The organism is Nocardia sp. NPDC059691, assembly GCF_042733915.1.
In the GTDB taxonomy this organism is placed as follows: Bacteria; Actinomycetota; Actinomycetes; order Mycobacteriales; family Mycobacteriaceae; genus Nocardia; species Nocardia sichangensis.
The window spans coordinates 128,598-154,023 of the sequence record NZ_JBHWFB010000011.1; the positions used below are offsets into that span (position 1 = coordinate 128,598).

The 25,426-nt window shown below is 69.9% G+C and carries 2 protein-coding genes; both read right to left on the reverse strand.

What is annotated here, in order from left to right; all coding sequences use genetic code 11:
* Window positions 1–125 precede the first annotated feature (125 nt).
* On the reverse strand, window positions 126–920 hold the full coding sequence (locus ACFV2O_RS24110) for an FkbM family methyltransferase (protein WP_355075341.1): 795 nt from the start codon (window positions 918–920) through the stop codon (window positions 126–128).
* Window positions 914–25,378, reverse strand: a complete 24,465-nt coding sequence (locus ACFV2O_RS24115) for a non-ribosomal peptide synthase/polyketide synthase (protein ID WP_379253753.1) — start codon at window positions 25,376–25,378, stop codon at window positions 914–916. The genes ACFV2O_RS24110 and ACFV2O_RS24115 overlap by 7 nt, the downstream gene beginning before the upstream one ends.
* Window positions 25,379–25,426: the final 48 nt, after the last annotated feature.

Below are 25,426 nucleotides of genomic sequence, written 5' to 3' on the forward strand. Positions count from 1 at the left end.
CGCGACAGTGGGATCCGGCTGTTCTGGAGAGCGCGCGGGAAGGCGGCGATCCGGCACGGGAACAGCCTGGGAGAGTATCCGCAGGCTGGACCCGTGCCGAGATGGAGCAAGACGGCGCGGGACCGTCAGACGCTCTCCGGTCTGACGGCGTAGATCTCGTGCAGTTCGGTTCCGGCCAGGCTCGGGTCTTGGCGCGTTCGCGCGTACAGACCATGTCCGCTCAACAATTCGCGGCACTGGGCCAAGCGGTCGTCCCGATCGTGCACCTCGGCGACGACGGCACGGATACGCGGCCAGTCCGCGGCGGCTATGCCGCGCAGGACATCGAGCTCCGCTCGCTCGACGTCGACCTTGAGCAAGCCGACCTCCGCGTTCCCGCCGTGCTCGTCGAGTATCGCCGAAACGGTGGTGACTTCGACCTCCATTCGCTCGCCTTCGTGCAGCCCGGCGGTGATGAGAGCGATCGCCTCGTCGTTCAGGCCGCTGTTGCGCAGGTAGATCTCGGTGGCCCGGTCGTCGGCCGCGCGGTCGGCGTAGAGACCCGAATTGGCCGACGCCCGTGGGTACCAGGTGAACGGCGCGCTGCCGGGCGCCGCGCCGACCGCGACTTGCAACGGCACGCCGTCCGGCACATGAGCGGCCATATTGCGCTGCAGACAGTCGAAGGTCGCCGGGGCCGGCTCGGCGGCGATCACCCGGACGCCGGGGCAGGTCTCGGCGAACATCATCGCGCTCAGCCCGATGTTCGCGCCGATGTCCAGTGCGATGTCCCCGGGACGCAGCAGCGCGGCCGCTAGCCGATAGAAGCCGTCGGTCGACATCTCGCCCCACAACATCCGCGCCTCGGCCGGACTGGTACAGGCGACCGTCCTGCCGTCCTCGAGCCGGAGTTGCTGGAGTTGATCGAGAGTCTTCAGCATGCGTTCGCGAACCTTTCGAGGATCGGGCCGATGACGGCCAGTGCGTGCGGATGGGTCAACTCGAGATGTCGTGCGTCGACGACCGTGTTGTGCAGATCGCCGGTGATGAACGGCCGCCACGTCCGCACGACGGCGTCGTGGTCCGCGCGGTCTTTTCCTGCGGTGAAGAAGATCAGATCGCCGTCGAAGACACCCGGCCGGTGCTCCCGGGCGATATCGCTCGCGGTCCGGAAGCTCTCCATCACCCGGTCGACCTGTTCGGCGGTGAACATCCCGGTGGCGGTCACCTGATCGCGGATCACCGCCCAGGCCTGCTCGTGGGTCTGCGCGGTCACCTCGGCGCCGAGGTCGAACAGCTCACGCCAGCCACCGAGCAGATCGGCCATCAGTTCGCTCGGCGCGGGCTCGTCCGCGGTGCCGCTCATCGCCGCGGCCAGCGCCTCGGAGTCGCCGGCCGCGCTGTCCATCATGGCCAGCATGCCGACCTGCTGTCCTTCCCGCTGGAGCCGGACCGCGACGGCATGCGCGATCGCACCGCCCAGCGACCACCCCAGCAGGTGGTACGGCCCGCTCGGCTGCACTCGGCGGATCTCGGCGACATAGCGTTCCGCGAGTTCGTCGACGGAACGCGCACCGGGTTCGCCCGCCACGACATGGGGATCCTGCAAGCCGTAGACCGGCCGGTCCTTGTGCAGATGTTCGGCCATTCCGCCGTAGAACCACGCCAGTCCGCCCGCGGGGTGCACCGCGAACACCGCGGGCTTCGGGCCGTGCGCGCGCAGCGGCAGCAATACTTGCAGCCCCGAACCGCCCGCCGTGCCGTCGGCCCGTGCCGCCAGGGCTCGCGGCGTCGCGTCGTCGAACATCCACGGCAACTGGATCGTCACGCCGCGGCCGCGCAACTCGGTCACCACCATGGTGGCCAGCAGCGAGTTGCCGCCGAGATCGAAGAAGCCGTCCGATGCCCCGACCCGCTGGACGCCGAGGACCTGCGCGTAGACGTCGCCGATCACCTTCTCCGTGTGGGTCCTCGGAGCCACGAACGCGATCGTCGACTCGTCGAACTCGGGGTCGGGCAGTGCTTTTCGGTCGAGCTTGCCGTTGACCGTCAACGGCAGGGCGGGCAACACCATGATCGTCGCGGGCACCATGTAGCCGGTCAGCACCTGGGCGGCGGCCTCGCGGACCTCCGCCGGATCGATCCGCTCGCCGTCGACGCCGACGACGTAGCCGATCAGCTGATCGACACCGCGATCGTGCCGGTGCACCGTGACCGCGGCCTGGGTGACGAGCGGATGGCGCAACAGCGCCGACTCCACCTCGCCGAGTTCGATGCGGAAACCACGCAACTGCACCTGCGCGTCGGCCCGGCCCGCGTACGCCAACTCCAGCCCGCTCGCGGACTTCCGCCAGCGACCGACATCCCCGGATCGATAGAGCCGGGCGCCGTCGGGATCGAAGGGATTCGCCACGAATCGGCCCGCGGTCAGTGCGGCGGCCCCCAGATATCCCCGGGAAAGCTGCCCACCAGCCACATAGATCTCTCCGGCAACACCGATCGGCACCGGACGCAGCCGGTCGTCGAGAACGTACGCCCGCAGCCCGGGCAGCGGCACACCGATGCCGCCCGAGCTCGCCCGCGTCACTTCGGAGAACGTGACGTGCACGGTCGTCTCGGTGATGCCGTACATGTTGATCAGCCGTGGCATGCCAGGCGCGTGCGCGGCGAACCAGTCGTCCAACCGCGACGCGTCCAGCGCCTCGCCACCGAAAACGACATAACGCAAGGCGAGATCTCCTGCGGGGCAGCCGGATTCCCGATAGCGGCGCTCCGCGTCGACGAATCCGTAGAACGCCGACGGCGTCTGGCTCAACACGGTCACGCCCTCCCGCGCCACGACGTCCACGAACGCCTCCGGCGACCGGGAGGTGTCGTAGTCGACCACGACCACCTTGCCGCCGGACAGCAGCGCGCCCCAGATCTCCCACACCGCGAAATCGAAGGCGTAGGAATGGAACATCGTCCACACGTCGTCGGGTCCGAGGTCGAATCTCTCGGCCGCGTTGGTGAACAGGGTGACCGCTTCCCGGTGGCCGACAGTCACGCCCTTCGGGCGGCCCGTCGATCCCGACGTGTAGATCACGTAGGCGACGTTGCCCGGCCGCGCAGGCGACCCCACCGAATCGGAGGCCGCCGCGTCGTCGTTCGCGCACTCCTCGATGAGCAGTACCGGCGCGGTGCACTCCGGCATCGCGGCGGCCAGGTCCGCCGAGGTCAGAACCGCGGCCGGACGAGCATCGTCGAGCATGAAACGCAATCGCTCAGGCGGATACGCCACATCCAGCGGCAGATATCCCGCACCCGCGCGCACGACGCCGAGCAGGCCGACGACCAGGTCCGCCGACCGCGGCAACGCCACGGCCACCAGCGATTCCGGACCCACTCCCCGCTCCGCCAGCCGAGCGGCCACCGCGGCGGAGCGCCGATCCAGCTCCGCGTAGGTCAGCCGCGACTCGCCGTCGGTCACCGCGACCGCGTCCGGTCGCGCGACGGCCTGGATGGTGAACAGTTCCGCGAGGGTCGTGTCCGGCACGGCGACCCCGGCGACACCGGCCGCGCCGAGCAGCTCGCGACGCTGCTGTGGGCCCACGAGGTCGATGTCACCGACGGCGACCTCCGGATCGGCGGTCACCTGCTCCAGGATCCGCACGAAGGCCGCCGCGAACCGGGTCATCGTCTCCTCGACGAAGAGATCGGTGGCGTAGGTCAGGCGACCTCGGATGCCCTCCGCCTGCCCACCGGCGCCGGAGCCTTCGACAAGATTCAGGTTCAGGTCGGCCTGCGCCGGTTCGAAGCCGTTCTCGACCGGCTCGACGGTGAGGCCCGGCAGTTCCAACGCGGCCTTGCTCAGGTTCTGCACATCGAGCGTCACCTGGTACAGCGGCAGATGGGCCGTGGACCTCGGTGGATTGATCGCCTCCACCACCTGCTCGAACGGCACGTCGGCATGGGCGAACGCCGCCAGATCCGTTTCCCGCGTCGCCGCGAGCAGCTCGGCGAACGACTGACGCGACGACACCCGTGACCGCAGCACGAGGGTGTTGACGAACATGCCGATCAGATCATCGAGTTCGCGCTCCCCGCGTCCGGCCACCGGAGCACCCACCGCGACATCGCCGACACCGGCCGACCGCGACAGCAGGACGGCCAGCGCGGCGTGCACGACCATGAAGACAGTCGCGTTCGCCGCGCGCGCCAGCGCGCCGATTCGTTCCCGCAACGCGGCGGAGATCTCGAAATCCACGGTCCGGCCACGCATCGACGCCACCGGCGGACGCGGCAGGTCGGTGGGCAGTTCGAGCAGTTCGGGCAGCCCGGCGAGGGTGTCCTTCCAGAAGCGCAACTGCCGGGACATGACCGAGCCCGGGTCGCGCTCGTCGCCGAGTACATCGCGCTGCCAGAGCGTGTAGTCCGCGTACTGGACCGCGAGAGCGGGCCAGATCGGTTGTGTCCCTTGTCTGCTCGCCTGGTAGGCCACCGCCACGTCTCGCGCGAGCGGCATCATGGACTGCCCGTCGGCACAGATGTGGTGCACGGCGATGACCAAGACGTGCTCGGTGGCTCCGAGCCGGAACAACGCCATGCGCAGCGGAGGCGCCTGTGTCACATCGAAACTCGCCGAGACGGTGGCGAGTACTCGCTCCATCAGCCGATCCGCCTCGACCGGTACGGCGGTCAGCCCGATCGTGACCTCTTCGACGGGGACCGCGACCTGATGTGGCGTCCCGTCGGTCATCGGGAATCTGGTTCGCAATGACTCGTGCCGATCGAGGACCAGCTCGCACGCGCGCCGCAACGCGTCGATGTCGAGTTCGCCCGTCAACCGGATCACCAGCGGGATGTTGTACGCGCCGACGGAGGTGTCGAGCTGGTTGAGGAACCACATCCGCTGTTGCGCCGGCGACAACGGCACCAGCCCGGAGCGGGTGCGCGGCACCAGTGGCGCGCGGACCGTCCGCTCGGAGGCGTCCAGACGGGCGGCGAGTCCGGCGACCGTGGGCGCTTCGAACAGGTCGCGAACGCCCACGCTCACTCCGAGCGCGGTACCCAACTGTGCGGTCACCCGCGTCGCCGACAACGAGTTGCCGCCGAGGTCGAAGAAGCTGTCGCCCGCCCCCACCCGGTCGATGCCGAGGACGCTTCCGAAGACTTCCGCGACTTGCCGTTCGGTCTCCGTACCCGGTGCGGTCCAGGCCCGTGCCGCCGAGAACCGCGGCGCGGGCAGTGCCAGGCGGTCGAGCTTTCCGGTTCTGGTGAGGGGGAATTCGGTGAGCACCGCGCAGATGTCGGGCACCATGTGCGTGGGCAGCCGCAGTCGCGCGGCCGCCCTGATCTCCTCCGGATCCAGGTTCTCGGCGCCGACCAGGTAGCCGACGAGTCTGCCGACGCCGCGCTCGTCTTCGCGCAGCACGACGACCGCGTGTTCCACGCCGGGTTGCGCGGCCAGCACAGCCTCGATCTCACCGAGCTCGATCCGTTGACCGCGAATCTTGACTTGGAAGTCGCGACGACCGAGGTACTCCACGGTGTGCTCCGGCGTCCAGCGAGCCAGGTCGCCGGTGCGGTACATGCGGGATCCCGGCGCACCGAACGGGTTCGCGACGAACGCGTTCGACGTCGCCACCGGGCGGTTCACGTATCCGCGGGCCAGTTGCACACCGGCGAGATACAACTCGCCGACCACGCCCACCGGCACCGGCCGCAGCCAGGCGTCCAGCACGACAGCCTCGACGCCGCTGATCGGACCACCGATCGTGACGGCCGCACCGGGATGCAGCGGGCCACCGATTCCGGCCAGGATCGTCGTTTCGGTCGGGCCGTACCCGTTCAGCAGTCGCCGGCCCGGCGACCACTGCGTGACGATCTCCGGCGTCACGGCCTCGCCACCGGCCATCAGCACCCGCAGGCGATCCAACCCCTCCGGTGGCATCGTCGACAGCACGCTCGGCGTCAGGAAGCAGTGCGAGACGTGCTGCTGCCGAATGAATTCCGCCAGTTCGGGGCCGCCGAACACTTCCGGCGGCGCGACCACGAGTACCGCGCCGTTGGTGTGGGCCAGCAGCAACTCGAGGACCACGACGTCGAAACCGGGAGCGGACGCGTGCAGTACTCGCGACCGGCTGTCCGCGCCGAAACGGTCACGTTCCACGGCCGCGAAATTGGCCAGCCCCTCGTGGGTGACCGCGACGCCCTTAGGCGTCCCGGTCGAGCCCGAGGTGTACAGCACGTACGCGGTGTCGTGAACATGCGGCGTCCGTGTTCGATCCGTGTCGGTCACCGCGTCCGAGGACCGCGCCTCGATCGCTTTGCGGGTTTCCGGATCGTCGAGTACCAGCCGCCGGACGGGGCCGGAAACCAGCTCTCGCCACGCCTCGACCGTGACCGCGACCCGCACCTGCGAGTCTGCGACCATGTGCCCGACGCGTTCGGCGGGGTTGCGCGGATCCACGGGCAGGAACGCGGCGCCGGTCTTGGTGACCGCCCACATGCCGACCACGAGTTCCACCGATCGGGCCATCGCCAACGCCACCTGGTCGCCGGGGCCGACACCCCAGTCGATCAGCTCGCGCGCGACACGGTTCGACCAGGCGTCCAACTCGGCGTACGACATCGTGTGCCCGTCCGAAACGATCGCTGCCGCTTCGGGATCCACCGCGACACCGGCGGCCAACAGCTCAGCGAGGACCCGGGGCGCCGCGGCGGGTCCGCCGGTGGCGGGTACCAGGTCACGGCGCTCGGCCGCGGTCAGCAGGTCGACCGCGCCCAGCAGCGCGCCCGGATCGGTCGTGATGGCGCGCAGCACGGTCTCCAGCCGGGCGGCCAGACCGGCGGCCGTCGAGTCGTCCACGCGGGCCCGCTGGTAGCGGATCATGACGTGCAGCTGATCGGTCTGGTGCGCCTGCACCGTGATCGGATAGTGCGCTGCGTCGCTTCCGTCGGCCGCGACCACCCGCATGCCGTCGATGTCCGCGTCGCCCAGGCCGCTGCTGTCGACCGGATACGACTCGAAGACGACCAGCGTGTCGAACAGCTGGGCAGCGCCCGTGTCCGCCAGGATCCGGGACAGTTCGACGTCGTGGTGATCGAGCAGGCGGGTGTTGTCGGCCTGCAACCGCCGCAGCGCGTCCTCGACGGTCCAGGTTCGCGGGAGGTGCACGGCCACTGGAATCGTGTTGATGAACAAGCCGATCATCGATTCCACGCCGGGCAGGTCGGCGGGACGTCCCGACACCGTGCTGCCGAACACCACACGCTCGGTGCCGAGCAGGTTCCCCAGGACCACCGCCCAGGCGAACTGCACGATCGTCGACATGGTCACCGCCCGTGCCCGAGCGAATTCCACCAGTTCCGCGGTGACGGCACGATCCAGCACCACCGCCAGGTCGACCGGGATGCCGACCGTCGTGTGCGTGCGCGCGTCGGCGATCACCGTCGGTTCGGTGAAATCGCGCAGGACCTCCCGCCACACCTCGATGCCGGTCGACGGCTCGCGCCGATCCAGCCATTCCAGGTAGCCGCGGTACGACGCCGCGGCGGGCAGCAGCTCGGCCCGCGCACTCACCGCGTAGAGGCCGATCAACTCGCGCCACAGCAACGGCAACGACCAGCCGTCCAACAGCAGGTGGTGCGCCGTCAGCACCAGCCGGAAGTCCTGTGGCGCCACGGCGATCAGCAGGAACCGCAGCAGCGGAGGATCGGCGGGATCGAACGGGACCGCCCGCTCGGCCGCGATCAGCTCCTCGGGGGTCGTCGTGCCGTCGCGCAGATCGACCCGCCGCCAGCGCACGGCGGCGGCCGCCGGAATCACCTGCGCCGGAGTGCCATCGGCCGTGCGCACGAAGGCGGCTCGCAGATTCGGATGACGCTCCAGCAAGGCCGCGGCGGAGCGCTCCAGCCGATCCGCATCGATCACACCGGCGAGGGCGAGCGTCGATTGCGCGGTGTAGACGTCGAGATCACCCGCGGCGAGTTCGGCATGGAACAGCAGTCCCGCCTGCAGCGGCGCCAGCGACCAGACATCGCCGAGCGCTCCGTAGCGGCCGGCGAACCCGTCCAGGTCGGATTGTGTGACCTCGACGAGTGGAACGTCGGCGGGTGAGAAGCCCCAGTCCTCGTTCGTGAGGGCCGCGGTCGCGATCCCGGTCACCGCGCCGATCCATTCGTCGGCGAGTTCGGCCACGTCGTCGCGCTCGAACAGCCGGGACGCGTAGCCGATCCGCGCCGACAGGCGCGGTCCCGCTTCGGTGTCCACGATGTTCACGTCGATCGTGACGGCCGCCGCCACGGGCATGTCGGGATCGAAGGCCGACCACCGGTCGAACGGCTCGTCGGTCGGAATCCACGCGAGGTCCGGCAGCGTCGTGAGGTCGACGCCGACGCGGCCGAGATTGTTGAAACCGATCTGCGGCTCCGGCAGCGCCGCGAGCCGGTCGCGGGTGTCGGCGTGGAGGTAACGCAACAGGCCGTAGCCGATCCCCTTGTCCGGGATCACGCGCAACTGGTCTTTCACGGATTTCACCGCGGCACGCGGATCATCCGCATTCACCCCGCTCAGGTCGAGCGCCACGGGGTAGGTGTTGGTGAACCAGCCCACCGTGCGGGAGACATCCGCTCCCTCGGCGATCTGTTCCGCGCGGCCGTGCCCCTCCAAGAGGACTTTCACACCCGCGTGCGCGATACCGCGCCGGTGGCGCCAGCGCGTCGCAGCCACGGCCAGGCCGGCCAGCAACGCGTCGTCGACGCTGCCGTGCGCGGCCTTCGGCACCGCGTCGAGCAATGCCGAAGTGACGTCCACCGGGAGGGACACCGTCAGATGCCGCACGGTCGACTGGGTGTCGACGGCGGGATCGAGCACCACGCTGCCGAGCAGCGGATCCGGCGCCGCACCCATCCGGTGCCACAGGTCGAACTCCCCGGCACGGGCCGCGGCGGCATCGGCCAGCGCGTGCGCCCATCGGCGCATGGATGTCCCTTGCGCGGGCAATTCCACCGTTCGTCCCCGCGTGACCTGCTGCCAGGCTGTCGCGAAGTCGGGAATCAGGATTCGCCAGGACACACCGTCGACCACGAGGTGATGGACGACCACGAGCGCCCGCGCCTCGGCGTCGAGGCCCGGTTCGGGCAGCAGGCACACGACCTGCGCCATCCGGCCCGCCGCCGGGTCGAGGCGGTCCGACGCCTCGGCCAGCGCCGCTTCCACCACCGCGGTGAAACCGTCACTGCCCGGGGTCTCGTGCGCGCGGAAGGTGCGGGTCAGCACCACGTCCGCGGCATCCGCGGCCTCGGGCCGCGGCACCTCCAAGCACTGTTCGCGCAGCCGCGCGCGCAGCATGTCGTGCTGTCGCAGCACCGCCCGCACCGTCGCGGTCACGTCCTCGACTCGCGCGTCGCGCGGCAAGCGCACCAGCATCGACTGAGCGAACCGGGGAGCGGCGCCGAGACGCTCGGTGAACCAGGAAACCACCGGGGTGAACGGGATCTCGCCCACGCCGCCACCAGGCAACTCCGCGAGCGAAGACCGTTCGGCGGCCGCGGCGACCCGCGCCAGGCCACGGACGGTCTTCTGCTCGAAGATGTCCCGCGCCGTCACCACGACACCTGCCGACTTCAACCGGGAAGCCAGCTGGATCGACAGGATCGAATCGCCGCCGAGGGCGAAGAACGAGGTGGAGACACCGACCGACGCGACGCCGAGAACATCCGCGAACGCGGCCGCGACGGTGCGTTCCAGATCCGTGGACGCCGCCTCCGCGTCTCCGTCGGCGCGGAAGACCGGCTCCGGCAACGCTTTCCGATCCACCTTGCCGGTCGAGGTGATCGGCATGCGATCGAGCACGGTGAGCACCGACGGCACCATGTGCGCGGGCAATACCGACGCGACGTGTTCGAGCACGGTCTCCGGGTCGGCGACCGTCGCGGCTTCGGTCACGATGTACGCGGCCAGCACCGGGTGCCCGCCCGGCCCCGTGCGGCTGACGGTCACCGCGGCGGCCACCGCCGGATGCGTGAGCAGCGCCGCGTCGATCTCACCGAGTTCGATGCGCTGGCCACGGATCTTGATCTGGAAGTCGCTGCGGCCGACGTATTCGAGCGTGCGCCGCGTCGTCCAGCGGACGATGTCCCCGGTGCGGTACATCCGCCCGCCCGGCCTACCGTACGGATTCGCGACGAACGCACCGGCCGTGACCGAACGCCGGTTGAGGTAGCCGCGCGCCAGCTGCGCACCCGACAGGTACAGCTCCCCCGCGACTCCGACCGGCACCGGGCGCAAGCGCGCGTCCAGCACCAAGGCCTCCGCGCCGCGAATCGGGCCGCCGATCGCGATCGGATCGCCCGGCCGCACCGGATCGCTCATCGTGATCACGATCGTCGTCTCGGTCGGGCCGTAGATGTTGTGCAACCGGCGACCCGGCGCCCAGGTGGCGATCAGCTCCGCGGGCACCATCTCGCCGCCGACCGCGAGCATCCGCACCGACTCGAGACCCGCGGGCGCCATGGTCGCCAGCACGCTCGGCGTCAGGAACGCGTGCGACACCCGATGCGTCCGGATCAGCGCGGCCAGATCCGGCCCGCCGAACACCTCCGGTGGCGACACGACCAACGCCGCGCACGCCGCATGCGCCATCAGCGCTTCGAGCAGCACCGCGTCGAACGCGGGCGCCGCCACTTGCAGCACCCGGGACGTGCCGTCGACCCGGTAGCGTTCGGTTTGCTCGGCCGCGAAGTTCGCCAACCCGGCATGGGTGACCACGACACCCTTGGGCGTTCCGGTCGAACCGGACGTGTAGATCAGGTAGGCGGCGTCCTCGATCCGCAGCACACGTCCGCGTTCCGCATCGGTCACCGCCGCGCCGGACCGCGCCGTGATCTCCTGCGCCGTGCGCGGATCGTCGAGCATCAGCCAGAGCATCGCGTCCGGCAGCTCCCCGCGTGCGGTCGCGAGCGTGAGCCCGACGCGGACGCCGGAATCGCTCACCATGTGCGCGATCCGCTCGGCGGGGTAGCGCAGGTCGACCGGGACGAACGTGGCGCCGGTCTTCGCGATCGCCCACATGGCGACGTGATACTCGATCGAGCGTGGCACGGCAAGCGCCACGAACACTCCCGGCCCGACTCCCTGGGCGAGCAGGTGACGAGCGAGCCGGTTGGCCCTGACGTCCAGCTCCGCGTACGTGAGGGCTTCGCCGTCCCCGATCAGGGCCACCGCCGCCGGAGCCGATGCCACGGCCGTCGCCAGCAGATCCGGCAGCAAGCAAGGCCGCGCGTCGTCGCCGCCCCGCGCGGGCACCAAGCGTTCGGTGTCGGCGGCGCTCAACAGATCGATGTGGCCGATCGCCCGCGCGGGATGGGCGGTGACCGCCTCGAGAACGCGGATGAACCTCTCCGCCAGAGCATGCGCGGTCGACTGGACGAAAAGATCGGTGGCGTAGATGATCTCGCCGTCGATTCCGGCGGGCCGATCGCCTTCGCGCCGCTCGGTCACCAGCACGGTGAGGTCGGCTTTGGCCTGCGCGATGCCGGGGTCCATGATCTCGACGTCGATTCCGGGCAGCTCGAATCGGGCCGCTCCGGTGTTCTGCAACCCGAACATCACTTGGAACAGCGGCGAATACGCCGTCGAACGCGGACGGCCGATGACGTCGACGAGCCGCTCGTAGGGCAGGTCGGCGTGGGCGAGCGCTTCGAGGTCGACATCGCGCACTACGGCGAGAAGCTCCCGGAACGAGCGATCTTCGTCGATGCGGGTCCGCAGCACCACGGTGTTCACGAACATGCCGACCAGATCGTCGAGTTCCGGCCTGCCGCGACCGGCGACCGGCGTGCCGACCGAGATGTCGTCGCTGTGCGCGGTGCGCGCCAGCAGGATCGACAGGGCCGCGTGCAGGACGACGAACACCGTGACACCCTCGCGCTGGGCCAGCCGCACGATGTCGTCGTGCAGCCGCGCGGGCAGCTCGAACCGGACGTTGCCGCCGTCGGTCGAGAGGGTGGCGGGGCGTGGCCGGTCCGTCGGCAGGGCGAGCAGCTCCGGGGAACCGTCAAGAGCGTCCGTCCAGTAATCGATCTGCCGCGCGATCAGCGACGCCGGATCGTCCTCGGAGCCGAGCAGCTCCTGCTGCCACATCGCGTAGTCGGCGTACTGGACCACCGGCGACTCCCACCGGGGCGCATGGCCGCCCACCCGCGCCCGGTACGCGGCGAACACGTCGCGGCCGAGCGGAGCCATCGACGCTCCGTCGGCGGCGATGTGATGGACCACCACCACCAGCACATGTTCCCGCGTCGCGGTGCGATACAACCGCGCACGCACTGGTACCGATTCCGCGATGTCGAATCCCGCCTCGACCGCGTTCCGCATGCGGTCGGCGAGTTCCGTCTCGCCGACGACCGGCTCCGGTTCGAAAGCCATGTCCGCGGCGATCGTCGCGACCTCCCGCACCACCTGGCAGGGCTCGCCGTCGACGAGCGGATACACCGTCCGCAAGGGCTCGTGCCTGGTCACCACGTCGAGGAACGCGGCACGCAGTGCCTCCGTGTCCAGCGGCCCGGTCAGGCGGGCCGCGAAGCAGATGTTGTAGGCCGCCGAGGAGGTGTCGAACTGGTTGAGGAACCAGATCCGCCGTTGCGCCGTCGCCAACGGGATCGCGCCGGTGCGTGGCCGCGCGGTCAGCGCAACAGCGGTGGATCTGGTCCGTGCCGAGATCCGCTCCGCCAGCGCGGCGATGGTCGCCGCATCGAAGACGTCCTTGATGCCGACATCGACACCGACGACCGCCTGTGCCCGCGCCGCGAGCTGAGCGGCCGACAGCGAGTTGACACCGATCTCGAAGAGATTCGCGGTCACGCTCACCCGTTCCGCGCCGGTGAGTTCGGCGACCAGACGCGCCAGCACCACCTCGCCGTCGGTGCGCGGCGAGACGAAGTCCGCCCCGTCGTCGAACACCGGCCGCGGCAGCGCCGACCGGTCGAGCTTGCCGTTCGCGGTGAGCGGCATCGCGTCGAGCACCTGCACGACGTCCGGAACCAAGTAGGACGGCAGCGTCCGGGTCAGCTCTTCGCGGATCGCGCGGCCGTCGATGACCGCGCCCGGCGCCAACGTCACGTAACCGACGATGCGCTCCGTCGTCACGATGGCCACGGCACGCGCTACCTGCCCGCAGGCGCGCAGCGCGGCTTCGATGTCACCGGGCTCCACCCGCTGACCGCGCACCTTCACCTGGAAGTCGCCGCGCCCCAGGTATTCCAGCTCGCCGGTCTTGCGCCACCGGACCAGGTCACCGGTCCGGTACAGCCGCTGTCCCGCAACGCCGAATGGGTTGGCGACGAAGGCGCCGCAGGTGAGATCGGCGCGCGCGTGGTATCCGCGCGCCAATTGGACACCCGAGACGTACAGCTCCCCGACGACCCCGACCGGCACCGGCCGCAACCGCGAATCCAGCACGTAGACCTTCATGCCGCCGGCGGGCGCTCCGATCGGCACCGCCGCGACGGCCGACGCACCCGGCGCGCACCGCTGCGCGGTGACCACCTCCGCCTCCGCGGGCCCGTACCAGTTCACCAGCTCCGCGTGCGTGAAGACGTGCGCCGCGGCGTCGACCGTGCGCTGCGCCAGCGCCTCACCCGCGACGAACACCCGCCGGATCGAGGGCAGTTCCGCGACCCCGGCCGATTCCAGCAGGACATCGAGCATCGACGGGACGAAGTGCACGGTGGTGATCTCGTGCCGTGCGATGACCTTCGCCAGGTGAACGGGATCGCGATGTCCGCCCGGTTCGGCCACGACGATGTGCGCGCCGGTCTGCAACGGCCAGAACAACTCCCACACGGCGATGTCGAACGTGATCGGCGTCTTGTGCAGCACCGCGTCGGACGTTCCGTGCGGCCACCGCTGCTGGGCCCACGCCAGCTGGCTCACGGTGGCGGCATGGGTCAGCGCCACGCCCTTGGGCACCCCGGTGGACCCGGAGGTGAACAGCACATAAGCCAGATGGTTCGGCCGCAGCGGTGTGCGGCGCTGCGCGTCCGTGATCCGAGCGCCGGACAGACCGGTCACGTCCAGCCGGTCGATCCGCGCGTACTCGAATCCGTCGGGCAGGCCCTGGCCGTCGTCCGCGGTCGTGAGCACCAGCAGAGGATCGGCCGCGCCGAGGACGTGCGCGATCCGCGCGCTCGGGTGATCCGGGTCGATGGGCAGGAACGCGGCGCCCGCCTTCACGACCGCGTACAGTGCCGTGACCAGCTCGGCCGATCGGCGGACCGCCACCGCCACGATCGTCTCCGGCCCGGCACCGCGCCCGATGAGCCAGCGAGCCAGCCGGTTGACGCGTGCGTCGAAATCCCGGTAGGTCGACGTACTTCCGTCCGGAAGCCGCAGCGCCGTGGCGTCCGGGGTGCGCGCGACCTGTTCGTCGAAGACGTCGACGAGCGTCCGGCCCGGTGCGGCCGAGCCACCGGTGTCGTTCCACCGCTCCAGCACTCGAGACCGCTCCGCCTCGTCGAGCAGGCCGATCTCCCCGACGGTGGCCTCGGCATCGCGGGCCGCGGTATCGAGGACCTGGACGAACCGGTCGGCGAAGCCGCGCACCGTGTCCTCGTCGAACAGATCCGTGGCGTAGGTCAGGCGCAACGTCATGCCGGTCGGCTCGTTGTGCGTGCCGTGGCCTTCGCTGACCATCAGCAACAGGTCATAGATCGCCGCGCTGTCGCAGGGGTCCACGTTCTCCACGGTGAGTCCCGGCAGTTCGACGCGAGCCCGGGTCATGTTCTGGTAGGCCAGCAGCACTTGGAACAACGGCGTATGCGCGGTCGATCGCACCGGGTTCAGCGCGTCCACCAGTTGCTCGAACGGCACGGTGGCGTGATCGAACGCCTCGATGTCGGTGCGCCGCACCTGGTCCAGCAGACTCGCGAACGTCTGGTCGAGCGTGACCCGCGACCGCAGCACCAAGGTGTTGACGAACATGCCGACCAGGTGGTCCAGCGACCGGTCGCCCCGGCCCGCGTGCGGCACACCGACGGTGACGTCGTCGCTGCCGGACAGCCTCGACAGCAACACCGCCAGGGCCGCGTGCACCACCATGAACGTGGTGGCACCGGAGCGCCGTGCCAGCGATTCCACCCGCCCTTGCAGTTCACCGGGTATGGCGACCTGGATCACCGCCCCGCGCTGGGATTGCTCGATCGGCCTCGGCCGGTCGGTCGGCAATTCGAGCAGCTCCGGTACGCCCGCGAGTTGCGTTCGCCAGTAAGCGATGTCGCGGGCCACCGGCGAGTCCTGGTCGTCCGCGGAACCGAGGACCGCTCGCTGCCACAAGGCGTAGTCGGCGAACTGCACCGGCAGCGGCGCCCAATCCGGCGCGGTACCGCCGGAGCGCGCCCGGTACGCCGTCACCAGGTCGGCCGCCAGCGGGGCCACCGAGAAGCCGTCACAACTGATGTGGTGCGCGGCCAGCGCGAGCGTCCACGCCTCGTCGGACAATTGGTACAGCGCCACCCGCAGCGGCACACCCTCGGCCACGTCGAATCCGGTGCCGCAGAATTCGGCCAGCCGGTGCGGCAGTTCCCGCTCACCGACGGCCTGCGGGGTGAGATCGCAGGTCGCGAGCACGTCTTCGGCGTTCAGCACGACCTGGGTGGGCGTGCCGTCGACCGCGGGATACATGGTGCGCAAGCTCTCGTGCCGCTCGAGCACATCGCCGACAGCGGCCGTCAACGCGGCCGGATCGAGCGCGCCTTCCAGCCGGATCGCCAGTGGCACGACATATCCGGGCGCGGCGGGGTCGTACTGGTTGAGGAACCACATCCGGGTCTGCGCGTGCGACAGCGGGATACGGTCCGGCCGCGTGACCCGCGTCGGCGCGGGCAGACTCGGGACCGCGCGCAACTGGGTGATGCGCTCGGCCAGCCCCGACACGGTCGGTGCCTCGAAGATCGCGCGCACCGGAATGGTCACGTCCACGACGTCCCCGATCCGGCTCAGCGCGCGCGTCGCGACCAGCGAGTTGCCGCCCAACTCGAAGAAATCGTCGTCCGCGCCGATTTCGGGGCGGTCGAACAGTTCCGCGAAAACCGCGGCGATCGCCTGTTCGATCAGACCTCGCGGCGCCCGGAACTCGGTGTCCTGGGCGCTCGGGTCCGGCTCGGGCAACGCTCGATACTCCACCTTGCCGTTGGCATTGAGGGGAATCGAGTCGATCCGGGTCACCGACGACGGCACCATATAGGCGGGCAGGCGGTCCAGCAGCGAATTCCGGACCTGCCGGGCGTCGAGCGCGCCATCCGCGACGACGTAGGCCACCAGCCGCTGCTCACCGCCGTCGCCGCGTATCTGCGCGACGGCCGCGCGCACCTGCTCGTGCGCGAGCAGCGCCGCTTCGATGTCGCCGAGTTCGATCCGCAGGCCGCGCACCTTCACCTGGGTGTCGGCGCGGCCGATATAGCGCAGGTTGCCGTCGCCGTCCCAGCGCACGAGGTCACCGGTGCGATAGAGACGCGCGCCGTCCGCGGCGCCGGAGGGATCGGCGACGAACGTCGCGGCCGTCAGGTCCGGGCGTTCGTGGTATCCGCGGGCAAGCTGCACGCCGCCCAGGTACAGCTCGCCGGTGACGCCGACCGGCACGGGATGCAGCCGCGAGTCCAGCACGTGCACCGTGACATTCGCCTCGGGCACGCCGATCGGCACGGTCGCGCCTTCGACCACGTCGATCCGGTGCGCGGTGACACTGACCGCCGCTTCCGTCGGGCCGTACAGGTTGTCGATGCGGGCGTCGCTGAAATCCCGGAAGCGGCGCGCGATCTCTGCGGACAACGCCTCACCGATGCACAGTACGCGCCGCAGGTCCGGGAACTGATCCGGAGTTGCCACCTCGAGGAACGCCGCGAGCAGCGACGGGACGAAATCCACCGTGGTCACGTGATACTCGGCCATCAGCCGGGCGATCTCGCGCGGATCGCCGTGCGCGTCGGGACCGGCGACCACCAAGGCAGCGCCGCAGGTCGGCGCGGAGAACAGTTCCCAGACGGAGAGGTCGAACGTCACCGGGGTGCGCAGCAGCATGACGTCGTCGCCACCGAGCCGATAGTGATCGCGCATCCAGCGCAGCTGGTTCACCACCGCGGCGTGCGGAACCGCCACGCCCTTGGGCACACCCGTCGAACCGGAGGTGTAGATGACGTAGGCCAGATCGTCCGGGCGCAGCGGCCGGATCCGATCGGCATCGGTCAGCGCCGACGCGTCCAGGCGCTCGGCCTCCAGCTCGCCGAGCGTCCAGACCGGCACGCCGCCGGGCAGACTCGCCCGATCGGCCGTACGGGTGAGAATCGCGGCGGGACGCGCGGCGGAGAGGACGGAACTCACCCGGTCGGCCGGATGGTCCGGGTCCAGTGGCAAGTAGGCCGCGCCCGCCGCGTGGATGGCGTACAGCGTGGCCAGCAGGTCCACCGAGCGGCGCATCGCCACCGCCACAATGGTCTCCGGTCCGATGCCGCGCCGGATCAGCGCGCGGGCCAGCGAATTCACCCGTGCCCCGAATTCCCGGTAGTCGAGCCGGGCACCACCGGCGGCGTCGAGCACCGCCGGGTGTTCCGGCGTCGCGGCTACCTGTGCGGCGAACAGGTCCGCGATCGTCGCTGACGGAGCCTGCGTCCGTACGCCGCTCGACCGGGCCGCGATCCGGTGCGCCTCTTCGGCGGTCAGCAGATCCATGTCGCCGATGGCGCGGGTGGGGTCACCGACGATCGCGCGCAGCAACAGCAGATAGCGGTCGAACATCGACTCGACCGTCGACTCGTCGAACAGATCCGTCGCGTAGCCGAATTCGACCGCCATGTCCCCCGGCTCGCCATCCGCCGCCAAGGCGTCGACCAGATTCAGGTGCAGGTCGTACTTCGCCACGCTGGGATCGGCCATCCGCGCCGAGACCGTCAGGCCCTCGAACCGCACCGTGGGGATCTCGATGTTCTGGAACGAGAAGCCCACCTGCGTCAACGGCGCGTGTGCCGTCGAGCGCGGCGGATTCAGCACCTCGACCAGACGCTCGAACGGGATGTCGGCGTTCTCGAAGGCGGCCAGGTCGGTGGCCCGGACCTGGTCCAGGATCCGGACGAAGGACGCGCCGGGTTCGATGTACGTCCGCAACACCAGCGTGTTGACGAACATCCCGACCAGGCCGTCCAACCCCGGCTCGCCACGACCGGCGATCGGTGTGCCGACCGCGATGTCCCCGGTACCGGACAACCGCGCCAGCAGCGCCGCGTAGGCGGCGTGCATCACCATGAAGACCGTCGCGTCGTGGCTGCGGGCCAGCGCGATCACCTCGCGGTGCAGATCCGCGGGGAGGGTGGCCGAGACCGTCGCGCCCCGGAACGACTGCTTCGCGGGCCGCGTACGGTCGGTGGGCAGATCCAGTACCTCGGGCAGATCGGCGAGAGCCGCGATCCAGTACCGGGTCTGGGCGACGGTCGGACTGTGCGGATCGTCCTCGCTGCCGAGCAGCTTCCGTTGCCACAACGCGTAATCCGCGTACTGCACCGGCAACGGGGCCCACTGCGGCGCTTCGTTCCCGACCCGGGCACGGTAAGCGGCCATCAGGTCCGCGGCCAGCGGCGCGAGCGAGGACCCGTCGAAGCTGATGTGATGGACCACGAGCACCAAGGCATGCTCGTCGGCCGCGCTGCGCAACAACGCGACCCGGAACGGAACCTCAGTGGTGACGTCGAAGCCCACAGCGACCTCGGCGGCGACGCGCGCCTCGACCGCACCGGCCGTGACCGCCACCGGCGTCAGCGGCGGCAGCGCCGTCGGCACCGACACGATCATCTGATGCGGCCCGCTGTCGCTGTCCGGGTACACCGTGCGCAGCGCCTCGTGCCGTTCGAGCACATCCGCGATCGCCGCGTGCATCGCGGCCACGTCGAGGTCTCCCGACATCCGCACGACCAGCGGGATGTTGTACACCGGTGAGCTCGTGTCGAACTGATTGAGAAACCACATCCTGGCCTGGGCGGGTGAGAGCGGGATCCGGTCCGGGCGCTCCTGCGGCACCAGCGGCGCCCTGGTCGCCGCGTCGGCACTGCGCAGGCGCTCCGCCAGCGCCCCGATGGTCGGCGTCTCGAAGATCGCGCGCAGCGGCACCTCGACGCCGAACGCACCGCTGAGCTGCGCGGCCGCGCGGGTGGCCGACAGCGAGTTGCCGCCGAGATCGAAGAAACCGTCGAGCACGCCGACGCGTTCGACGCCCAGCACGCCCGCGCAGATGTCGGCCACGATCTGCTCCGTGGCGTTGCGCGGCGCGACGAACTCCACGGCGGGGGCGAATTCAGGTTCCGGCAGGGCGGCGCGATCGACTTTGCCCACCGCCGACAGTGGGAGCGTGTCGAGCACCATGACCGTGTCCGGCACCATGTGCGACGGCAGGCGTTGCGCCGCATACCTGGTCAGTTCCGCGGTATCGACCACGCCGTCGGCGGGCACCACGTACGCCGCCAGGCGTGACCCGGTCTCGGCGTGCACGCCCACCACGACGGCTGCCGCGACGGTGGGGTGCCCGGCGAGGACGGCTTCGATCTCGCCCGGTTCGATGCGCTGTCCGCGGATCTTGACCTGGAAGTCGGTGCGCCCCAGGTACTCCAAGGTGTGGTCGGCGGTCCAGCGCGCCAGGTCACCGGTGCCGTACATGCGGGTGCCCGCGGGACCGTACGGGTTGGCGACGAACGTGGCGGCGGTCGAGGCGGGACGATTGAGGTACCCGCGCGACAGCTGCACGCCCGAGACGTACAGCTGTCCGGTCACCCCGACCGGGACGGGCCGCAACCGCTCGTCGAGAACCACCGCGTCGACGCCGCGGATCGGGCCGCCGATGGTCACCGGGTCGCCGACGCACAGCGGATCGCTGATCGCCACCATGATCGTGGTCTCGGTCGGCCCGTACCCGTTGTGCAGCCGACGCCCCGGCGCCCATACCGAAACCGTCTCGGCCGATACCGCTTCTCCGCCCGCCACCAGCACCCGCAGCGAATCGAGTCCGGCGGGCGACATCGTCGCCAGCACGCTGGGCGTCACGAACGCGTGCGAGACCTCTTGTGCGCGAATCAATTCCGCCAGCTGCGCCCCGGCGAACACCTCCGGCGGCGAGACGACCAGCACCGCGCCGTTGGCGTGCGCCATGAGCAACTCGAGCATCACCGCGTCGAAGCCGGGCGCCGCCACCTGCAACACGCGTGACCTGCGATCCACCCGATACCGCTCACGCTGCTCGATCGCGAAATTCGCCAAGCCCTCGTGGGTGACCGCCACGCCTTTCGGCCTGCCGGTCGAGCCCGAGGTGTACACCACGTAGGCCGCGTCGGCCACACGGCAGGCCCGCACCCGTTCCGCGTCGGTCACCACAGCCGGGGACTGCGCCGCGAGGAACGCCTCGGTGCCAGGATGGTCGAGAACCAATTGCCGCACGTGACCGGGAAGCATGCCGCACGACGCCTCGACGGTGAGCCCGACCTCGATATTCGCGTCCGCGACCAGGTGCGCGACCCGCTCGCTCGGATAGCGCGGATCGACCGGCACGAACGCGGCGCCCGCCCGCGCCACCGCCCACACACCGACCACGAACTCGACCGACCGCCCCATGGCCAGCGCGACCTGATCCCCCGGCCCCACCCCCCAGTCGATCAGGACCCGCGCGAGACGATTCGACCAGTCGTCCAACTCCCCGTAGGAGAGCACGCGATCCCCCGCCACCACGGCAGGCGCGGTGCGTTCACCCACCAGCAACACATCCGCCAGCACCCGGGGCGGCTCGGCACGACCACCGGAGGCAGGGACCAATCCCAGACGCTCGACTCCCGACAACAAATCCACGTCGCCGACTCGGGCCCGTGGATTCGCCACGAACGCGTCGAGCACCCGATTCAGTCGTTCGGCGAGCTCTTCGACGGTCTCCCCATCGAACAGGTCTGTCGCGTAGTTGACGCGCAGCGCGACATCGCCGCCCGCGGCGGTGTTCTCGGCGACGGTGACGATGATGTCCACCTTCGCCGGTTCGGCGCCGGGGTCCAGCAGCTCGACGGTGAGCTCGGACAGCTCCAAGTTCGCCCGGTCCATGTTCTCGAACGCGAGATACACCTGGCACAGCGGCGCGTACGCCGGGGACCGCTTCGGATGCAGTTCGTCCACGACACGTTCGTAGGGCAGGTCGCTGTTGGCGAAGGCGTCGACGTCGATGCCCTTGACGCGTGCGAGGAACTCGGTGAACGACTCCTCGGCGGACACCTCGGTACGCAATGGCACGGTGTTGACGAACATGCCGATGAGCGGCTCGAGCGCGCGTTCGCCGCGACCGGCGACCGGCGTGCCGATGGTGATGTCCGCCGAGCCCGACATCCGCGCCAGCAGCACGGCCAGGGCGGCGTGGACGACCATGAACGTCGTGACGTTGGCCGCGCGCGCCAGCCGCTCGATTCCGGCGAAGGTCTCCGCGGGGATCACCGTGTCCGCGACGTCGCCGCGCATGGTCCGGCGGGCCGGACGCGGCCGGTCGGCCGGCAGCTCCAAGACCGGCGGCATCCCCGCCAAACGCTGCGACCAGTACCGCAATTGGCGGGCCGCCCGGGAATCCGGGTCGTCCGGGTCGCCGAGCAGGCTGCGATGCCAGACGCTGTAGTCGGCGTACTGGACGCTCAGCGGTTCCCAGTCCGGGATCTTCTTCTGCGCCCTCGCCTCGTAGGCGACGGCGACATCCGCCGCGAGGGGCCGCAGCGACGATCCGTCGCAGCAGATGTGGTGCAGGACCACGGCCAGGACATGCCGCGTGCGGTCGGCGGTCGCGAGCAGCGCCGCCCGGATCGGAGCGCGTTCGCGCAGATCGGTCCCGACCGAAGCCAGGTCGCGGATTCGGCCCTCGATCTCGTCCGGGTCGGTCGGCCGCGGCGTCAGGTCGAGCCCAGCGACAACCTCGTCGGCAGGCAGAATCACTTGTGTCCCTTCGCCGTTCACCGCGGGGTAGACGGTGCGCAGCGATTCGTGCCGATCGATCACGTCGGTCAGCGCGGCACGCAGCGCCGCCACGTCGAGACGTCCGGTGAGCTGGACGATCAGGGGGATGTTGTAGGCGGCCGAGGTCGGGTCGGTCTGGTTGACCAGCCACATCCTGTTCTGCGCCGGCGCGAGCGGAATGGGATCGGGTCTGCCCGCCGCCCGCAGCGCGGGCCTGCCGGAACGGTGTCCGTCCTCGATGTGCGCGGCGAGTTCCGCGATGGTCTGTTTGACGAACAGGTCGCGCACCGACACATCGCACCGGGTCGCTTCCGCGATGCGCACCGCCGCGCTGGTCGCGGTGATCGAGTTGCCGCCGAGGTCGAAGAAGCTGTCGAACACGCCCACCCGGTCGGTGCCGAGCACCTCGGCGAAGACGTCCGCGATCGACTCCTCGACGACCGTGCGGGGAGCGACGTAGGCCGCGGCCGAATCGAACACCGGCTCGGGCAGTGCCCGGTGATCCACTTTGCCGTTCACGGTCAGCGGCACCGCGTCGATCACGACGACGCTCGACGGCACCATGTACTCCGGCAGCATCCCGCCGACGTGGGTGCGCAAATCGTCCGGCTCGCAGGTGGCGCCGACGGCGGGTACGACGTATCCCACCAGCCGTGCCGCCTCCGTGCCGGGCAGATGCACCACGACGACCGCCGCGGCGACGCTGTCGTGGGCCAGCAGGGCGTTGCGGATCTCGTCCAGCTCGATCCGGAACCCGCGCAACTGCACCTGCTGGTCGGCGCGGCCGCGATACTCCAGTTCGCCCCGGTGATTCCAGCGCGCCACGTCGCCGCTGCGGTAGAGACGCCTGCCCGCACCGCCGAAGGGGTCGGCGACGAAACGTCCCGCGCTCAACGCCGGTCGGTTGAGATAGCCGCGAGCCAGCTGCGTTCCCGCGACGTAGATCTCGCCCCACGCGCCGAGCGGGCACGGACGCAACCGCTCGTCCAGGACGTAGGTTCGCAGGCCCGGCAATGCCGGGCCGACCGTGCTCGGCGCGCCCGGGACGGCGACGTCCGGCGTGAGGGCGGTGTAGGTGACGAAGACGGTGGTCTCGGTGATGCCGTAACTGTTGGCCAGCACCGGCAGGTCCGGGTTGTGCTCGTACCAGTCGGCCAGCCCGGCGGGATCGAGAGCTTCGCCGGACAAGACGACCAGCCGCAGCGACAGTTCGCCTTCCGGCTCTCCCGCGTGCGCGTACCGCTGGCGCGCGGCCGCGAACTGATAGAACGCCGACGGCGTCTGGCTGAAGACGGTGACCTTCTCCCGCGCCGCCAGGCGCACCACGTCGTCCGGCGAACGGGTGGTGAGGCTGTCCACGACCACGATCCGGCCGCCGGTGACCAGCGCGCCGAAGATCTCCCAGACCGAGTAGTCGAAGGCGAAGGAGTGGAACAGCGTCCAGACGTCGTCGGATCGAATCCCGATCTCCGCGCACGAATTCACCAGGTAGGTGGACACGGCACGGTGCGTGATCGATACGCCCTTCGGCCGGCCGGTCGACCCGGACGTGTAGATGACATAGGCGAGGTGATCGGGACGCAGCGGGCCGGTCCGATCGGCATCGGTGATCGGGTCGGCGGCCTGCTCCGCGGCGAGAACGTCGTCGAACAGCACGACGCGGCCGGGATCGCCCGGCACGTGCTCGCGCATGCCCCGCGTGGTCACCACGGCGATCGGGTTCGCGTCGTCCAGTACGTATTCGAGCCGCTCGGCCGGATGGGCGGTGTCCAGCGGAAGGTACCCCGCGCCCGATTTCAGCACGCCGAGCACGGCGACGATCAGGTCGGCGTCGCGCGGCATCGCGATGGCCACCAGTGCTTCCGGTCCCGCGCCGAGTGCGATGAGCCCGCGGGCGAACCGGGTGGATCGTTCGTCGAGCTCGCGGTAGGTGAGACTGGTCGCCTCGGACGTCACGGCCACCGCGGACGGAGTCGCCGCCGCTTGCCGGGTCAGCAGATCCACCAGTGTGGCCGAAGGGGATTCACCGTCGCGACCGGCGAGTTCCTCGACGATGCGCAATTCCTCGGCGGGGCCGACCAGCTGGATGTCACCGATGCGGGTGTCCAGGGACGAGTCCATCATCCGCTGCAGGAAATCCAGGAACCGGTCGGCGTGCGACTCGAGTTCGTCCTGCCCGTAGAGGTTCGGATTGCCGTGCAATTCGATGAGCAGCGGCGCGTCCGCGCCCGAGCGGTACAGGTTGAGCTGCAGATCGTCGAGCGCGCCCGAGGTCAGCGCGCGGTAGCGGCCGACGGCCGAGCCGAGGCGAATCTCCGAGTCGAAGAACAAGATGTTCACGATCGGGCCGAACGAGTTCGCCGACGAATCGATCGCGGCCGAGTCGCGGCGCAGATCCTCGAACCGGTACAGCTGGTGGCGCATGGCCGAGACGAGCTCCGACACCGAGGCGCGGACCAGCTCCTCCACGGTGGTCGAATGGCGCACGGCGAAACGAATCGGCACCATGTTGGCCAACATCGCGGCGGAGTTGCGCAGGCGCTTGGTCACCCGGGCGGTCACCGGAAGCGACAGCGCGACATCCTCGGTGCCGGTCATCCGGGCGAGAAACGCCGCGAACGCCGCGATCACCACCTGCGCGGCGGATGCGTTCACCTCGTCGGCGAAGCGGTCGAGCCGGTCGGACAGGTGCGCCGGGAGCTGCAGGCCTGCGACGCGGTCCACCTTGCCGGAACGTGCCGTTCGGCCGGACAGGCTCACCGGTGTCGGCAGATCGGAAACCTTGTCCAGCCAATATTTTTTGTCCGCCTGGTACCGCGAGCCGGCGCGATAGACGCGCTCCGCTTCGACGATGTCGTGCAGACTCGCCGCGTCCAGCCGCGTCGGTGGCCTGCCTTCCAGCTGCGCGTTGTAGTGCTCGGCCATTCGGGTGAGACTGTTGAAGGCGCCGTACCCGTCGACCACCAGATGATGCGCGCGGCCGTACCAGAAGTAGTGGTCCTCGCCGACCCGGATCAGCCTGGTCCGGGTGAGCCGGTCGCGACTGAGATCGACCGCCTTCGTGTTGTAGTCGCGGCGCATCCACTCCATCGCCGCCGCGATCGGATCCTCCGCATCGCTGAAATCCAGCACCGGCTCGTCGTAGATGATGCCGCGGTCCACGAATTGATAAGGGCGTCCGTCGGATTCGATCACCCGCACCACGAGGGACTCGGTTTCGTGCCCGCCGTCGTTCACCGCGCGGGTGAACGCGTCGTGGTCCACCGGGCCATCGATCTCGACGTAGTGTGCGATGTTGACAGCCGGTCCACCGGGCACATGATCCGCGAGCCACATGCCGTACTGCGCGCTCGAGAGCGGAATCAATCCCGGTTCGCCATCGGCGGTTCCGTCTGACTTCAGATGCATCGCATGACCCCTTATTCCTACCCGGACGCGCGAAGGCATGGCGGAACC

Excerpts from the sequence above, each read along its gene's own strand:
- ACFV2O_RS24115 (WP_379253753.1), bottom strand. The coding sequence starts at position 25,378 with ATGCATCTGAAGTCAGACGGAACCGCCGATGGCGAACCGGGATTGATT.
- ACFV2O_RS24110 (WP_355075341.1), bottom strand. The coding sequence starts at position 920 with ATGCTGAAGACTCTCGATCAACTCCAGCAACTCCGGCTCGAGGACGGC.